Source organism: Kitasatospora sp. NPDC059646 (genome assembly GCF_042734615.1).
Lineage (GTDB): Bacteria > Actinomycetota > Actinomycetes > Streptomycetales > Streptomycetaceae > Kitasatospora.
In genome coordinates this window covers 59,701-75,564 of the sequence record NZ_JBHWDS010000037.1, presented here as the reverse complement: position 1 = coordinate 75,564, position 15,864 = coordinate 59,701, and the positions used below count along the sequence as shown (strand labels likewise).

The 15,864-nt window shown below is 73.7% G+C and carries 15 protein-coding genes; 4 read left to right on the top strand and 11 right to left on the bottom strand.

The window, feature by feature from the left end; genetic code table 11:
* Window positions 1–129 precede the first annotated feature (129 nt).
* On the bottom strand, window positions 130–945 hold the full coding sequence (gene dpgD, locus ACFV1L_RS24385; protein WP_380369200.1) for an enoyl-CoA-hydratase DpgD: 816 nt from the start codon (window positions 943–945) through the stop codon (window positions 130–132).
* A 194-nt stretch (window positions 946–1,139) separates the two neighbouring features.
* Between dpgD and ACFV1L_RS24380 the strand changes: the two genes are divergently transcribed.
* The 3 genes from ACFV1L_RS24380 (at window position 1,140) to ACFV1L_RS24370 (ending at window position 3,369) form a co-directional block, all read left to right on the top strand.
* Window positions 1,140–1,274, top strand: coding sequence for a hypothetical protein (locus ACFV1L_RS24380; protein ID WP_380369198.1), 135 nt, complete (start codon window positions 1,140–1,142; stop codon window positions 1,272–1,274).
* 314 nt (window positions 1,275–1,588) lie between these two features.
* Window positions 1,589–2,704, top strand: a complete 1,116-nt coding sequence (locus ACFV1L_RS24375) for a sensor histidine kinase (RefSeq protein ID WP_380369195.1) — start codon at window positions 1,589–1,591, stop codon at window positions 2,702–2,704.
* On the top strand, window positions 2,695–3,369 hold the full coding sequence (locus tag ACFV1L_RS24370) for a response regulator (protein WP_380369193.1): 675 nt from the start codon (window positions 2,695–2,697) through the stop codon (window positions 3,367–3,369). The genes ACFV1L_RS24375 and ACFV1L_RS24370 overlap by 10 nt, the downstream gene beginning before the upstream one ends.
* Before the next feature lie 26 nt (window positions 3,370–3,395).
* On the opposite strand, the gene ACFV1L_RS24365 is transcribed toward ACFV1L_RS24370, so the two are convergent.
* From ACFV1L_RS24365 to ACFV1L_RS24345, 5 genes are all read right to left on the bottom strand, one after another.
* On the bottom strand, window positions 3,396–5,045 hold the full coding sequence (locus ACFV1L_RS24365; RefSeq protein WP_380369191.1) for a bifunctional aspartate transaminase/aspartate 4-decarboxylase: 1,650 nt from the start codon (window positions 5,043–5,045) through the stop codon (window positions 3,396–3,398).
* A 14-nt stretch (window positions 5,046–5,059) separates the two neighbouring features.
* Window positions 5,060–6,757 (bottom strand): aspartate-alanine antiporter, encoded by a 1,698-nt coding sequence (gene aspT / locus ACFV1L_RS24360; RefSeq protein ID WP_380369190.1) that lies wholly within the window; start codon window positions 6,755–6,757, stop codon window positions 5,060–5,062.
* A gap of 12 nt (window positions 6,758–6,769) precedes the next feature.
* A complete protein-coding gene (gene aspT / locus ACFV1L_RS24355) occupies window positions 6,770–8,443 on the bottom strand; it encodes an aspartate-alanine antiporter (protein ID WP_380369188.1) in 1,674 nt (557 codons plus the stop codon).
* 71 nt (window positions 8,444–8,514) lie between these two features.
* Window positions 8,515–8,865: a DUF488 domain-containing protein gene (locus tag ACFV1L_RS24350; RefSeq protein ID WP_380369185.1), complete on the bottom strand. Its 351-nt coding sequence runs from the start codon at window positions 8,863–8,865 to the stop codon at window positions 8,515–8,517.
* 185 nt (window positions 8,866–9,050) lie between these two features.
* Window positions 9,051–9,491: a group III truncated hemoglobin gene (locus ACFV1L_RS24345; protein WP_380369183.1), complete on the bottom strand. Its 441-nt coding sequence runs from the start codon at window positions 9,489–9,491 to the stop codon at window positions 9,051–9,053.
* A gap of 105 nt (window positions 9,492–9,596) precedes the next feature.
* Here ACFV1L_RS24345 and ACFV1L_RS24340 point away from each other — a divergent pair, with 105 nt between their 5' ends.
* A complete protein-coding gene (locus tag ACFV1L_RS24340) occupies window positions 9,597–10,586 on the top strand; it encodes an aldo/keto reductase (protein WP_380369180.1) in 990 nt (329 codons plus the stop codon).
* 630 nt (window positions 10,587–11,216) lie between these two features.
* On the opposite strand, the gene ACFV1L_RS24335 is transcribed toward ACFV1L_RS24340, so the two are convergent.
* Genes ACFV1L_RS24335 through ACFV1L_RS24315 form a run of 5 tightly spaced genes read right to left on the bottom strand, consistent with a single transcriptional unit; the run spans window position 11,217 to window position 15,856 of the window.
* A complete protein-coding gene (locus ACFV1L_RS24335) occupies window positions 11,217–12,284 on the bottom strand; it encodes an LLM class flavin-dependent oxidoreductase (RefSeq protein ID WP_380369178.1) in 1,068 nt (355 codons plus the stop codon).
* A 5-nt stretch (window positions 12,285–12,289) separates the two neighbouring features.
* On the bottom strand, window positions 12,290–13,222 hold the full coding sequence (locus ACFV1L_RS24330; RefSeq protein ID WP_380369175.1) for an ABC transporter substrate-binding protein: 933 nt from the start codon (window positions 13,220–13,222) through the stop codon (window positions 12,290–12,292).
* A 29-nt stretch (window positions 13,223–13,251) separates the two neighbouring features.
* Window positions 13,252–13,977, bottom strand: coding sequence for an ABC transporter ATP-binding protein (locus ACFV1L_RS24325; RefSeq protein ID WP_380369173.1), 726 nt, complete (start codon window positions 13,975–13,977; stop codon window positions 13,252–13,254).
* Entirely contained in the window at window positions 13,974–14,825 is an 852-nt protein-coding gene (locus ACFV1L_RS24320) for an ABC transporter permease (RefSeq protein ID WP_380369170.1), read from the bottom strand. The genes ACFV1L_RS24325 and ACFV1L_RS24320 overlap by 4 nt, the downstream gene beginning before the upstream one ends.
* A complete protein-coding gene (locus ACFV1L_RS24315) occupies window positions 14,822–15,856 on the bottom strand; it encodes an ABC transporter substrate-binding protein (RefSeq protein WP_380369167.1) in 1,035 nt (344 codons plus the stop codon). Before ACFV1L_RS24315 ends, ACFV1L_RS24320 begins: the two co-directional genes overlap by 4 nt.
* Between the last annotated feature and the right edge of the window lie 8 nt (window positions 15,857–15,864).

Below are 15,864 nucleotides of genomic sequence, written 5' to 3'. Positions count from 1 at the left end.
CGCTCATCCAGCTCGGCCAGGAGGACATCGACGACTTCGAGTCGGCGTACGGCGACGAGGGCGAGGAGTCGGAGCGCGGCTAGGACAGGGAGTGACCCTGCCGGGCGCCCGCCGGTGCGGCCCTGCGGCTCAGCGGCCGCGCCACACCGGCGGGCGCCCCTCCGCGAAGGCCCGAGGGCCCTCCTTCGCGTCCTCGCTGGCCCGGCGGACCTGCTCCCACCGGTAGCAGGTGCCGAACGCCTCCTCCAGCGGCAGGTCCAGGGAGCGCATCACGGCCTCCTTGAGCGCGCGCTGCGACAGCGGCGCGCAGCGCAGCAGGTCGTCGGTCCACTGCTCGACGCAGGCGTCCAGCCGGTCGTCCGGCACCACCTCGTTGACCAGTCCGTACGCCAGCGCCTGCGCGGCCGACATCCGACGCCCCGTCAGCAGGTGGCCCATCGCGGCCTTGAGCGGGATCTGCCGGGCCAGCCGGAACGCCCCGCCGGCGCCCGGGACCAGGCCGAGGGCGGCCTCGGGGAGGGCGAACACGGCGCTCTGCGCGGCGATCACCAGGTCGCAGGCGAGGACGAGTTCGAAGCCGCCGCCGAGCGCGTAGCCGCGGACCTTCGCCAGCACCGGCTTGGACAGCGTGAAGCGCTCGGTGAGCCGCGGCCAGCCGGGCAGGCCGCGCGATCCGAAGGTGGTGGGCGGGGTTCCCTCGCGGTCGAGCCGGGCGCGTTCCTTCAGGTCCTGCCCGACCGAGAAGGCGCGCTCGCCGGCGCCGGTGAGGACGACCAGCCGGACGTCGTCGTCGCGTTCGACCTCGTCCCATACCTCGCCGAGTTCGGCGTGCATCCGCAGGTCCATCGCGTTGAGCACCTCGGGACGGTTGAGCGTCACGCGTGCGACGTGCCCGGCCCGCTCGTACAGCACGGTCCGGCCCGCCGGCTCCTTCACGGGGTCCACCCGGCCAACCTACCCGCGGCCGGGGCCCGGCCGGGGGCGGCACGCCAGGGGCCGGAAGCGCCTTGCCGACGGCGCTCGGCAGCCGGGATGCCGACCCCGTGCCGGGTCGGGGGAAGAGAGGACGCAAGCGGCAGGACGAGGCCCGGCGGAACGCCGCGCGCCACGCGCCGGGGGCGGGCGGCTGGGAGGTGCTGTTGACCACCCGGGACGAGGCCGAGCGGGCGGCGCACCTCCGCCGGTTCCGCACCGGGCGGCCGGAGGTCGACGGGGCCGACCTGCGGGTGGACGTGTTCTGCGGCCGCCCGTCCGCTCGACCGCCCACCGGCTGAGCCGCTTCGCGCCGCACCCCGCGCCCGGGCCGGCGGAGGAGCCCGCCGGGGACCGTCCGCGCCCGGCCGGCGGCCGGCAGCCGGGTTCGCGGCGCGAGGTCGCGGGCGCGTTCGCAGGCCGGGCGGGCGCTCCGGTCGTCGTCCCGCACCACCCGGTGGAAGGTCCCTGCCCAGGACAGCGCCTCCCCTTCGCCGCGCTGATCGTCGCGCCGCTTCGGCCGCTCCTCCTGCGGGGGGACGGGGCGTCAACTCCTGGGTGGACGCCGGGGGACGGGCCCGCGCCCTAGCGTGGGACCGGAGGCGGGAGGTGCGGGGTGGCGGCGGGCACGGGGGCGGGTCTCGCGCGGTGGCGGCCGGACCGGGCCGTCGCGCGGGGGTGGTGGGTCGCGCTGGACGCGGTGGTGGCGTGGGCGTCCGCCGGGATCGCGGTGGGAGGATCGGGCTACACGGCGTCCCTCGGGCAGGGGGCGCTCGCCTCGCAACTCGCCGTCGTGGTCTGGTTCGTGGCGCTGGCGGGGCGCAGGCTCGCGCCGCTGGCGGCGCTCTGGGCCGGGGCGGCGGCCACCGTCGCGGTGGTGCTGGCGGGTGATCCGGTGACCAATCTGTCGCTGGCGTCGGCCCTGCCGCTGGTGGTGCTCGGCCGGACCCGGCCGCCGGCGGTCGCGGCGGCGCTGGCGGCCGCCCCGGTCGGCGCGGTGCTGCTGGCGCTGGCGGCGCGCCCGGGGTTCGCCCTGGTGTGCGCGGTGCACGGCGTCTCGGCGGCGGTCGGGGTGGCGACCCGGCTGCGGCTGGAGCGGGCGGAGCGGCGGCGCAGGGCGGCGGCCGAGGCCCGGGCGGGGCGGCTGCTGGCCGGGGAACGGGCGCGGATGGCGCGGGAGTTGCACGATGCGGTGGGGCACGCGGTGACCGTCATGGTGACGCACGCGGGCGCGGCGCGGCTCTGCCTCGCCGACGGTTCGCCGGACGTCCGGGCCGCGCTGGAGCGGATCGAGCGGGTGGGTCGGGACGCGATGACCGACCTGGACCGCGTCCTGGGCCTGCTCCGGCCGGCGCCGCCGCTCGTCCACGCGCTGAACGCGCTGCTCGCCGACCTGCCGCCGCGGCTCTCCCCGACGCTCGAACTCGACGAGGGCGCGGCCGGGTTGACCGAGCCGCAGGCGGAGGCGGTGCGCCGCATCGTGCAGGAGTCGCTCACCAACACCCTCAGGCACTCGACGGCGACCGCCGCCGCCGTCCGGCTCACCACCGGCCCGCGCGCCGTGCACCTCTCGGTCACCGACAACGGCGCGCCTGCCGGGCCGCGTCGCCGTCGCGGCCCGGCCCGCGGCCTCGCGTCGATGCGGCACCGCGCGGCCGCCCTCGGCGGCACCCTGACGGCGGGGCCGACCGCGGGCGGCTGGCGGGTGGAGGTGCGACTGCCGTGCCGGTGAGGGTGGTCGTCGCGGACGACGAGGACCTGATGCGGGCCGGCCTGCGGATGATGCTGGGGACGCAGCCGGACCTGCTGGTGGTGGGCGAGGCGGCGGACGGGGCGCAGGCGGTGCGGGTGGCGCAGGCGTGCCGGCCGGACGTGGTGCTGATGGACGTGCGGATGCCGGTGCTGGACGGGGTGGCGGCGACCGCCGAGTTGGCCGAGCGGTGCCCGGCGGCGCGGGTGCTGGTGCTGACGACCTTCGAGTTGGACGAGTACGTGTTCGCGGCGGTGCGGGCGGGCGCGGCGGGCTTCCTGCTGAAGCGGACGCCGCCGGAGGCGCTGCTGGCGGGGATCCGCACGGTGGCGGCCGGGGACGCGCTGCTCGGGCCGTCGGTGACGCGGCGGCTGCTGGCGGAGTTCGCCCGGTCGGCGCCGCCGGGCGGCTCGGCGGCGGGGCGGCGGGCGCTGGCCGCGCTGACGCCGCGGGAGCGGCAGGTGCTGGAGCTGCTGGGCCGGGGGCGGTCGAACGCGGAGATCGCGGCGGCGCTGCACCTGGGCGAGGCGACGGTGAAGACCCATGTCCGGCGCGTGCTGGACAAGTTGGGGGTGCGGGACCGGGTGCACGCGGTGGTGTTCGCGTTCGACCACGGCGTGGTCCGGGCGTCCCCGACCGGGCTGTGAGCGGCCCCGCACCCGGCGGGCGGGGTTCAGCCGGCGGCGGCCTGCCATTCGGCCCGGTACTCGTCGAAGATGGCCTTCAGGTGGTGGCCGATCTTCAGGTAGTCGAGGTCGTCGAGATTGGCGAGGGAGACCCGCACGGACCATTCGGGGCCGTCGAAGCCGCCGCCGTTGAGCAGCACGACGCCGGTCTGCTCGGCCAGCCGGAACAGGGGCTCGGTGGGTTCGTAGGTCCGCTGCAGGTAGGCGGCGAAGTCGGGGCCGGCGGTGCGTTCGGCCTCGGCGAGCAGGTCGAGTTCGACGTAGTAGGCGGCGCGCATCGGGTCCTCGGAGATCTTCATCCCGGATCCTTCGAGCAGCAGTTGGAGGCGCTGGTGGACGATCGCCTGCACCTTGGCCTTGTACGCCTTGCCCTCGGGGAGCAGGGCGAACAGCGAGAACAGCGTGAGCTGGGCCTGCTGCGGCAGGGAGAGTCCGGCGGTGTGGTTGAGGGCGACCTGCCGGGAGTCGGCGACCAGGCGGTCGATGAAGCGGATGCTGCCGGGGTCGAGGCTGAGGCTGCCGTAGCGCTTGGCGAGGCGGTCCTTCTCGGCCTGCGGGAGGGCGGCGAGGGCGTCGTCGAGGACGTTGTCGCGGTGCAGGCCGATGACGCCGAGGCGGTGGCCGGTGCAGCCGTAGTGCTTGGAGTAGGAGTAGACGAGCAGGGTGTTGCGGGGCAGGTCGGCGGCGATGCTGCGGAAGTTGTCGACGAAGGTGCCGTAGACGTCGTCGGTGACGATGATCAGCCCGGGGTTGGCGGTTTCGACGATGGTGGCGATCTGGTCGGTGACGCGCCGGGAGAGCGCCAGCGAGGGCGGGTTGCTGGGGTTGACCAGGCAGACCAGCCTGATCGTGGGGTCGGCGAGCTTGGCGACCTCCTCGGTGGGGTAGCGCCATTCGCGGACGCCGGCCTCGGCGAAGGAGGAGGCTTCGATCCGGACCACGTCGAACTCGTAGGAGTCGAGTTCGGGGATCTCGATGTACGGGGTGAAGACGGGCACCATGAGGGCGATCCGGTCGCCCTTGTGCAGCAGGCCGTTGGCCATCAGGGAGTCGAAGATGTAGCACATGGCGGCGGTGCCGCCCTCGGTGGCGAACAGGTCGAGCCGGTCCTCGGGGGGCCGGCGGTCCATCAGTTCGTCGTGCAGGTAGCCGACGACGATCTGTTCGGCGCAGGTCAGCATCCGGTCGGGGACGGGGTAGTTGTCGCCGATCGCGGCGTCGGCGAGTTCGTGGATGAACGCGTCGCGGTCGAGGTCGAAGCGGTCGACGGCGAGGCTGATGCAGGCGCTGAGCAGGTCGATGCCGGCCAGGTCGGGGTGGCTGCGGGCGAAGTGGTCGTAGCGTCCGGCGATGCCGTGCAGTTCGGGCATGCCGCCGAGGTTGTCGGCGGTCCAGACCCGGCGGGACTCGGTGAGGGCGAAGTGGCCGAGGGCCAGCATCGCCTCCCGGGGCCCGGTGCAGATCCAGTTGGGGTTGCCGCGGCCGGCGTTGAGCATGTGGGCGGTGCTCTTCTCCTTCTGCCCCGGCCGGTCGGCCTGGTAGTGCTCGGCGAGCCTGATGAACTCGCCCTTGAGCTCGAACGGGCTGAGCCGGGAGAGCCGCCGGATCTCTTCGCGGCTGATCGAGGGCTTGGTCATGGTCGCTGTGTCTCCTAGCCGAGCAGGGCGACGATGACGGCGCCCCAGATGGTGAGCAGGACGTTCCCTGCCGCGTACGGGATGGTGTAGCCGAGGGTGGGGATCTGGCTGCGGGAGGCCTCGTTGACGGCGCCGATCGCGGCGGTGGTGGTCTGGGCGCCGGCGACCACGCCCATCAGGATCGGCGCGCGCATCCGGAACCCGAAGTGGCCGACCAGGACGCCGACCACGAGCGGGACGACGGTGGCGACGGCGCCCCACAGGAGCAGGCCCCAGCCGGCCTGGGAGAGGCCGCTGGTGAAGCTCGGTCCGGCGTTGATGCCGACGATGGCGACGAACGCGCACAGGCCGAGGGTGTCCATGAACCACTGGGCGCCGGGCGGCACGTTGCCGTAGGTGGGGTGGCGGCCGCGGATCCAGCCGAAGACCAGGCCCATGATGAGCGCGCCGCCGGAGGTGGACAGGCTGATCGGCACGCCGCCGAGGGTGAGCGCGGGAATGCCGATGCAGCCGCCGAGGAAGATGCCGAGGCCGACCCAGGTCATGTCGGTGGCGAAGCTGGTCGGCACCGGCTTGCCGAGTCTGCGCCCGGCCGGGTCGACCAGCCGCTGCGGCCCGGACAGCACCAGGGTGTCGCCGCGTTCGAGCTGGGTGGCCAGCACGAACGGGAACTCCGCGCCGGAGCGGTACAGCTTGTCGACGAACACCCCGACCATGAACGGTTCGCGCCGCAGCTCGGCGATGGTCTTGCCGAGTTGGTCCTTCTCGGAGACCACCACGTGCAGGTGCTCGGTCTGGTAGTCGAGCAGTTCGACGTCGTCGGTCTCCGGGCCGATGCTGCGGACCGGGTCGAACGCGACCAGGTCGTGGCGGAGCGCGCTGACGGCGACCACGTCGCCGTGCCGGATGACGGTCTGCTGGTCGTGCGGCAGGATCGCGCCGTCGCGCCGCACCCGGGTGAGGTAGATCCGCCGGTCGGCGTCCTTCTCGCGCTGCTCGATCTGCTCGATGGTGGAGCCGGCCAGGCCGTTCTCGGTGATGTAGGCGCGCAGCACGACCTCGTAGTAGCCCTCGCCGAGGTCGGGGTCGTCGGCGGGGGCGTCGAGTTCGGCGGCGAGCCGGCGCGAGTCCGCGGCCAGGTCGCTCCTCAGGAGGCGGGGGGCGATGTTGGCCAGCAGGATCGCGCACAGCACGGTGCCCAGCGGGTAGGTGACGGCGTATCCGATCGGCACCAGGTTCTGCTCGGCGGCGACCTGGTCGTGGCTGAGGCCGGGCAGCGTGCCGATGGCGTCCTGGGCGACGCCGATGACGGCGGACTGGGTGAGCGCGCCGCCGAGCAGCCCGGCGCCCAGGCCGGGGCCGTAGCCGAGCATGTCGGCGAACGCCCAGCAGACCACCAGGCCGGTGACGCAGACCGCGAGGGTGACGGCGACCTGGGGCAGGCCGTCCTTCCGGAGCCCGCGGAAGAACTGCGGGCCGACCTTGTAGCCGAGGGCGAACAGGAACATGATGAAGAACACCGATTTGACGGTGGCGTTGACCTCGACTCCGGTCAGCCAGCCGGTGAACAGTCCGGCGATCAGGCAGCCGGTCACCGCGCCGAGTCCGACGGCCTTCCAGTGCAGCCGTCCGACCAGGAAGCCGAGCGCGACGGTCAGGAAGATCAGGAGTTCCGGGTACGGCTTGAAGACGTGGTCGGTGATCCAGTCCACGGTCGTCCCCCGTCAGAGTCCCACCAGGCCGACCAGCACGGGACCGGTCAGCGGCAGCAGGAAGTTGGAGATGGTGTACGTGATGGTGTAGCCGAGCATCGGGACGCTGCTCTGCGCGACGTTGCCGATGGCGGTGATCGCGGGGGTGGAGCACTGCTGGCCGGCGATCGCGCCGATCAGGATCGGCGGTTCGATCTTCAGCAGCCGGCGGCCGATGGCCAGGCCGAGGAAGGCCGGGACGGCGACCATCAGGATGCCGGCGGCGGGCAGCAGTACGGGGTACTGCTTGAGCAGCGGGCCGGCGTCGGGGCCGGCGGCCATGCCGGTGACGGCGATGAACATGGCCAGGCCGAGGTCCTTGAGGGTCTGCGCGGCGGCGGGCGGGTAGGCGCCGAAGGTGGGGCGCAGCGAGCGCAGCCAGCCGAAGACCAGGCCGGCGATGAGGCAGCCGCCGCCGGTGCCGAGGGTGAGGTTGACGTCCCCGAACCGGACGTTGATCTTGCCGAGCAGGACGCCGAGGCAGATGCCCAGCGAGAGGTAGATCCAGTCGGCGGTGTCCTGGCGGACGGTGGCGCCGACCCGGTTGGCGAACTTCTCCAGTTTGGAGGGGGCGCCGACGACGGTGAGGGTGTCGCCGATGTGGACCTCGGTCTCGCCGACGGCGGGCAGGTGGTGGTCGACGCGCTGGATGTCGGTGAGGAAGACGCCGCCGGTGGCCTGGCTGTCGCGGTCCCGGACGTCGTTGAGCGGGTGCCCGGCGACCTGCTTGTTGGTGACGACGACCTGACGGACCGCCAGGGCGCGGTCGAGGCCGGGTGCACCGCCGGTCTCGGGTCCGAGTTCGTGGCCGGTGTCGATGACGGCGGCCCGGCGGCCGACCACCAGGACCTGGTCGCCGCGTCGCAGCACCGGGTCCTCGTCCGGGTCGATTCTGCGGCCGCCCCGGCCGATCGCCTCGACGGTGACCAACTGGCCCGACGCTTCCTGGAGTTGGCTGACCCGGGTGCCCTCGCCCTGGGACACCAGGTAGGTCCGGCCGACCAGCGCGGGCAACGAGGGCTCCTCGCCGGGCTCGTGGCCCCCGTCGCCGCCGCGCATCTTCTCCCACAACTGGCGGGACGCCTCGGCGAGCTTGATCCGCATCAGCACCGGGAACAGCTGGCTGGTCAGCAGGACGATGCTGATCAGGCCGAACAGGTAGCACACCGAGTAGGCGGTGGCGACGTGCGCCTGCAACTGGGTGGTCTGGTCGGCGGTGATCCCGGGGAGTTTGGCGATCGCGTCCTGTGCGGTGCCGACGGCGGCGGACTCGGTGGCGGCGCCGGCCAGGATGCCGGCGGCGGTGCCGACGTCCAGGTCGAAGATCTCGGCGAAGCCGAGCGCCATCACGACGACGACCACGGCCTCCATGATCGAGAGCACCCCGAAGCGCAGGCCCTTGGCGTTCATGTTGGCGAAGAACTGCGGGCCGGCGATGTAGCCGAGGGAGAAGATGAACAGCGCGAACGCCACGTTCTTGACGTCCGCGTTCACCGAGACGTGCTGCGCGCCGACCAGCATCGACACGATCAGGACGCCGCAGATGCCGCCGAGTTGGATCGGGCCGATCCGCAGCTTGCCGACCAGGTAGCCCAGGCCGAGGCAGAAGAACAGGGCGAGTACGGCGTTCTCTCGCAGCAGGCTCATGTCCGCATTAGAACCCATTTGCGTACATGTGTGTGATCCAACACGCCGCCCCGGCCGCCCCGCCGGCGGTGCTAGCCGGACTGGCCCAACCGCTCCAGCAGCACCGCCACGTGACTGTGCGTCGGCTCCTTCACCGCCGTCAGCAGCACCAGCTCACCGCTCGCCGCCAGCTCCCGCAGCTCGGCGAGTTGCTCCTGCGCCTGCGGCGCGTCCAGCTCGGTCCGGTAGCGGCGGGCGAACTCGCCGTACTCGCCGTGCGGGCCGTGGAACCAGCGGCGCAGCTCGGCGGACGGCGCGACCTCCTTGGCCCAGCGGTCCAGCCGGGCGTCCTCCTTCGTGAGCCCGCGCGGCCACAGCCGGTCCACCAGCACCCGCACCCCGCCGTCCGGCGCCTCGTACACCCGCTCCACCCGCACACTCATGCGCCCACGGTACGCACGGCGCGCGGCGGAGCGGCGCGGGCCGCGCGGGCGGCCACCCGCACGCAGCAGAGCGCGGGCCGCAGGACGGCGACGGGGCGCGGGCCGGCGACGGGGCGCGGGCCGGACCGCAGGGCACGGATTCGTCCCCGGCGGAGGCGGGCGGGAGCCGGCGCCGGCCCGGGGGGTCAGTGCCCGGAGGCCAGCCGGACCGCCGACAGCGGGACGAAGCCACCGCTGCCGCCGCCGGTGTCCTCCTCGCCGAGGCGGCGCAGCATGGCGACGGCGATCCGCTGGGCCTGGGCCTTGGCGCGTTCGGTGACGGGGCCGGCGTACCGGCCGTCGAGGGTGGCGCGCCAGAGCTGGACCCAGCGGCCGAAGTGCTCGGCGCCGAGCGGGCTGATCGCGTGCAGCGCGGCGTGCGGGGCGAGCGCGTTGCCCCGGTAGGCGGCGGTGCGCAGCAGGGCGCTCTCCCAGAAGTCGGTGATCCGCGGCAGGTGCGCGTCCAGGTCGAGGCGGGCGACCTCGGTGAAGACCGGCCCGATCAGCGGGTCGGCGAACGCGGCACGGTAGAAGCGGCGCAGGACGGACTCCAGGTCGGCCCGGGTGGTGATGTCCGGCAGTGCCACGGCTTCCTCCTCGTGCTGGCGCGCCCGGTCAGGCTATGCCGCGGCGGCGGCCGGGCGGGAGGGCCGTTGGTCCCCTTCACCGTGCTCACCTGGCAGGATGCCGGTATGACCTTCCTCGCCGCGGACGACCGCTACGCCTCGATGACCTTCCGCCGCGCCGGGCACAGCGGCGTGCAACTTCCCGCCGTCTCGCTCGGCCTGTGGCACAACTTCGGTGACACCCAGCCGCTGGAGGTGCAGCGCGCGGTGCTGCGCCGGGCGTTCGACCGGGGGGTGACGCACTTCGACCTGGCGAACAACTACGGTCCGCCGTACGGCAGTGCGGAGCGCAACTTCGGCTACCTGTTCGCGCAGGACTTCCGCCCGTACCGGGACGAGCTGTTCATCGCCTCGAAGGCGGGCTGGGACATGTGGCCGGGCCCGTACGGGGACGGCGGCAGCCGCAAGTACCTGCTGGCGAGCCTGGACCAGTCGCTGGAGCGGATGGGCCTGGACTACGTGGACGTCTTCTACTCGCACCGGTGGGACCCGACCACGCCGCTGGAGGAGACGATGGGGGCGCTGGACACGGCGGTGCGTTCGGGGCGGGCGCTGTACGCGGCGATCTCCAACTACCCGGCGGAGCAGCACCGCCGGGCGGTGGCGATCCTGCGGGAGCTGGGCACGCCGTGCCTGCTCAACCAGGCCAGCTACTCGATCCTGAACCGGGAGCCGGAGCAGGGCCTGCTGGACGCCGTCGGCGACACGCAGACCGCGCTGATCGCGTACTCGCCGCTCGCGCAGGGCCTGCTGACGGACCGCTACCTGACCGGCGAGGTGCCGGCGGGTTCGCGGATGTCGGTGGGCCACTTCCTGAAGGAGGAGGCGCTGACGGAGGCGAAGCTGGCGCAACTGCGCGCCCTGGCGAAGGTCGCCGAGGGCCGCGGCCAGAGCCTCGCACAGCTGGCACTGTCCTGGGTGCTGCGGGACGAGCGCGTGGTGTCGGTGATCATCGGCGCGTCGAGCGTCCGACAGCTCGACCAGAACCTGGACGCACTGGCGGCCGGTCCCCTGACCGCAGCAGAGCTGACGGAGATCGACCGCCTGAGCAGCTGACCTCGACGCGTCGAGCCACAGACCGCCGCGCAGCCGCCCGAAACCCAACCGCCGGCCCGCTGACCGCGGCGGGCCGGCAGAGATCGACCGACTGACCCGCCGACCTCGACGAAGCCCGCGGAACCCGACCGGCCGAGCCACAACCCGCCCCGCAGTTGACGGTGACCGACCGACTCGACCGAAACCGCCACACAACCGGCGGGCCGGACCGCAGGCCTCGCCGAAGCCGACAGTGACCGACCAGCCGGGCCACCGACCGCAGCGGGCCGGCAGAGATCGACCAACTGACCCGCAGACCTCGACGAAGCCCGCGGAACCCGACCGGCCGAGCCACAACCCGCCCCGCAGTTGACGGTGACCGACCGGCTCGGCCGAAACCGCCGCACAACCGGCGGCCCGGACCGCAGGCCTCACCGAGGCCGACGGAAACCCACCAGCCGACCGCACAACGCCGCGCTGCCCACAGAGATCGACCCACTGGGCCGCCGACCGCGGCGAAACCTGCGGAAGCCGACCGGCCGAGCCACAGACCGCCGCCCACCCAACGGTGACCGACCTGCCGGGCCGAAACCGCCGCACAGCCGGCGGGCCCGCTGCTCCGGGGGGATGCGGAGGAGCGGGCCGGGGTCGTCAGCGCAGTTTCGGGAGGACGGTCTCGGCGACCCGGTAGGCCTCCTCCAGCAGGGGGTTGCCGGACAGGATGAAGGTGTCGACGCCGAGGTCCTGGAACTCCCGGAGGCGTTCGACGACCTGGTCGGTGGAGCCGACGACGGCGGTGCCGGGGCCGGGGCGGAACAGGCTCATGCCGGGCCACAGGTTGGGGTGGGTCTCCAGTTCGCGGGCGCGGGCGGGGACGCGTCCGCCGTGCTGGCGGAACTGCCGCTGCCAGCCGACGCCGTCCTCGCCCTGCTGCCCGCCGAGCTGGCGGGCGTAGGTGGCCTGGCTGGTGACGTCGAGGAGGCGGTCGGCGGCGGCCCAGGCCTGTTCCTCGGTGTCGCGGACGATCAGGTGCAGCCGCAGGCCGAGCCGCAGGGTGCGGCCGTGCGCGGCGGCCCGTTCACGGACCCGGGCGAGCTTCTCCTTGAGCAGGTGCGGGGGTTCGCCCCAGGTGAGGTAGACGTCGACGTGTTCGGCGGCGACCTCGATGCCGGCCGGCGAGGAGCCGCCGAACCAGAGCGGGATGTGTCCCTCGCGCAGCGGCGGCAGGTCGCGCAGCGAGCCGCCGGCGTTCGTCAGTCGGTAGAACTCGCCTTCGTGGTCGAAGACTTCGCCGCTGGTGAGGCGCTTGACCAGGCTCCAGTACTCGGCGGACAGCCGGTAGCGGTCGTCGTGGTCGACGTGCAGGCCGTATTCGCGCAGCTGCTGGGTGGAGCCGTTGACCACGTTGAAGCGGAGCCGGCCGGGGCCGTGCAGGTGCTCGAAGCTGAGCGCCATCTTGGCGAGCAGGGTCGGCGCGACCAGTCCGGGGTGGACGGCGAGCAGGGGTTGGAAGCCGGGGCCGGTGGCGGCGGCGAGCGCGGAGCCGAGCGTCCACACGTCGTACTGGTCGGTGGCGAGCAACGCGCCGCTGTAGCCGAGGCGTTCGACGGTGGCGGCGAGGTGCTGGAGGTAGCCGAGGTCGACGGGGCGGCGGCCTTCGGGCTCCCACGGGTAGTGGCCTTCGCGGGGGATCAGGTACCAGAGGACTTCGGTGGCCATGGTGCTCAGTGTTCCTTCGTGGCGCGGGAAGCGGCGCGGGAGGCGGCGCGGGAGACGGCGTCGGCGACCGGCTGCTCCAGGGCGGGCAGGTGGATGTCGGCGACGGTGACGGGGCGGTCGATGAAGCCGACCCGGTGGAAGATGTCGGCGGCTTCCTGCTGCTCGGCGACGAACTCGGCGGTGGCGGGCTCCAGTTGCCAGGGCAAGGTGGTCAGCGCGGTGCGCCAGTCGGCCGGCTCGCCGCCCTGGTCGGCGGCGGCGAGGGCGGCGGCCTCCTCGGGGTGGGCGGCGGCCCAGTGGTCGGCGCGCTGCAGGGCGGTGACGATCGCGGCGACGACCTCCGGCCGCTGGACGGCGAGTTCGCGGCGGGCGAAGAACACCGAGCGGTCGGTGATCAGGTCGGCGGTGCGGACCGGTTCGCGGTACCGGCCGGTGCGGCGGGCGGCGGCGAGTTCCGCGCCCTGCGCGATCCAGCCGGCGATCTCCCCGCTGAGCAGCCGCTCGGCCTCGTTCCCGGTGGGGCGCTCGGCGGTGATGTCGTCGCGGTACGAAAGGCCGTGCCGGTCCAGGGCCTTGGCGAGCAGGTGGGTCTGCCAGGAGCCGACGGCGAGCACGACGGTGCGGCCCTTCAGGTCGGCGACGGAGGTGATCGGCCCGTCGGCGGCGACCAGCAGCGCCCCGTGGTCGGGCCGGGGGGCGGAGACGGCGGTGTACACGATGTCGTGCCCGGCGGCCTGCGCGGTGATCGGCGGCGTGGAGCCGGTGCCGCCGAAGTCGATGGTGCCGTCGGCGAGGTATTCGCCGGTCCGGGTGCCGTCGGTGTAGTGGTGGAACGCGGCGGTCTCGCCGAGTGGTGCCAACTCCTGCTGGAGGTAGTCGAGTCGGGCCAGGTGGTACAGGGAGGGGTTGGAGCGGTGCACACCCACGGTGATGGTCATGGCGGGGTCTCTCTTCTGCTGAGTGTTCGTCAGTTGGCGTGCTGCGGTGCGGGGTCCTGGTGCACGCCGAGGTCGGCGAGCAGGTCGCGGCGCAGTGCCGCGAACGCGGGGTCGGCGGGGTCGCGGGGGTGGTCGACGGCCACCGCCTGGTCGCGGACGAGTGCGCCGTCGCGCAGGACGGCGACCCGGTCGGCGAGGCGGATCGCCTCGTCGACGTCGTGGGTGACCAGCAGGACGGCGGGCCGGTGGCGGCGGCACAGGTCGCCGACCAGGTCCTGCATGCGCAGCCGGGTGAGCGCGTCGAGGGCGGCGAACGGTTCGTCCAGCAGCAGCAGTTCGGGTTCGCGGACGAGGGCCCGGGCGAGTGCGGCGCGCTGCGCCTCGCCGCCGGACAGGGTGGCGGGCCAGGCGTCGGCGTGCCCGGCGAGGCCGACCTCGGCGAGGGCCCGCCGGCCGGTCTCCCGGGTGGCGGCGCCGCGCGGCAGGCCGACGGTGACGTTGCCGAGGACGCGCCTGGACGGGATCAGCCGGGGTTCCTGGAAGACGATCGTCCGGGCGGGCGGCACCAGGACGGTGCCCTGGTCGGCGCGGTCGAGCGCGCCGAGGATCCGCAGCAGGGTGGTCTTGCCGGTGCCGGACGCGCCGAGCAGGGCGAGGAACTCGCCGCGGGCGATGTCCAGGTCGATTCCGTCCAGGACGGCGCGGGTGCCGAACACCCGTCGCAGGCCCCGGACGTGGACGGCGGGAGTGCTCATCGGCCCGCCACCGCCCGCCCGTTGGCGGGCCGCCAGGGCATCAGCAGCCGCTCCAGCACGCGCACCGCGCCGTCGGCGGCCAGGCCGAGCAGGCCGTAGATCAGGATGCACACGGCGAGCACGTCGGTGCGGGAGAAGTTCTGCGCCTGCGCCATCAAGTAGCCGATCCCCTCGGTGGAGTTGATCTCTTCGGCGGCGATCAGCGCGATCACGCTGAGCGTCATCGACAGCCGCAGGCCGGAGAGCAGCGCGGGCAGCGCGCCGGGCAGCACGACCTCGCGGACCACCGCGCCGCGCGACAGTCCGAAGCTGCGCATCGCCTCGACGAGCTTGCGGTCGGTGTTGCGCACGCCGCCGGACGCGGACACGTACATCGGGAAGGACGTCGCCACGGCGATCAGCGCGATCTTCGCGGTCTCGGTGATGCCGAACCAGACCATGAACAGCGGTACCAGTGCCAGGAACGGGACGGTGCGCAGCACTTGGACGGCGGAGTCGAGCAGCTCCTCGCCGAGCCGGAAGAAGCCGGTGACCACGCCGAGCACCAGTCCGGCGCCGGCCCCGAACAGCAGGCCGAGCGCGGCCCGGGTCAGCGAGGTGGACAGCGCGTCGGCCAGCTGCCCGTTGCCCCACAACTCGCCGATGGCCCGGACGACCTGGCCGGGCGAGGCAAGCACGTCGGGGGTCAGCAGGCCGGTCGCGGAGGACACCTGCCAGGCGGCGAGCAGGGCGAGCGGGCCGAGGGTGCGCAGCGCGAGCGAGACGCCGCGCGGCCGGCCGGCGGCGGTCCGGGCGCGGGGGGCGACCAGCCCGGCGGCCCGCGCCTGTTCGGTGGTGACGGCGCTCATCCCGCCGCCCCGGCGAGGGTGGTGATGTCGATCAGGTGCGGCGCGACGTCGACCTTCGACTTGGTGACGCCCTGGTCGGCGTAGAACGCGGCGACCACGTCGAACCTGGCGGTGTCGGCGGCGGTGATCGGCGCGTCCACGGCCCGCTGCCGGCCGAACTCGACGGCGACCTGCCGCTCGGCCGGGGTGACGGCGGTGGGGCCGGCGTCGGTGAAGACGTTCAGGTAGGCGGCGGGGTCGGCCTTCTCCTTCGCGCCGTTCTCGTGCAGGTAGCCGTAGAACGCCTTCAGTACCTCCGGGTGGCGCTCGGCGAAGGCCGAACGCACGGCCCACACGGCGTAGTTGTCGCTGCCGACGGCCTTGCCGTCGACCAGGAAGTGCGCGCCGGTGTTGGCGATCGCGGGGATGGAGAAGGTGCCCCAGGTCGCCCAGGCGTCCACCTGGCCGGAGTTGAACACCCCGGAGGTCTGGTCGGCCCGCAGGTACACCCGCTGGACCCGGTCCGCGGGGATGCCGTTCTTCTGCAGCGCCTTCAACAGCAGGTACTCGGAGGTGCCGCCCTGGGAGACCGCGACCTTCTTGCCGACCAGGTCCTCGACCTTGGTGATCGGGGAGCCGTCCTTCACCAGGATCCCCTCGCCGGCCTCGTCCGGCGCGATCTGCGCGAACAGCTTGAACCCGGGCTTCTGGGCGAGCGCGGCGACCGCCGAGGTGATCGAGCCCTGGGCGACGTCCAGTTGGTCGGCGTTCAGGGCCTGCGCGGCCGGTGCGAACGGCCCGGCGCTGCCCGTCCACACCACCTTGGCGTGCACGGCCGCCAGGGCCCGGTCCAGCGAGCCGTCCTTCTTGCCCTTGGCGAGGAAGCCGGAGTTGCCGGGGTCGGGCACTCTGAGCACCACCTCGGCGCCGCCCTTGCCGCCGGCGGAGGCGGCGGCGTCCTTCGCGGTCGAGCCGCAGGCGGTCAGGCCGAGCGCGGCGGCGGCGGTCAGGGCGGCGGCGGCGAGCAGGGGTCGGCGGGCGGGGGTGTGCATGGGTCTCT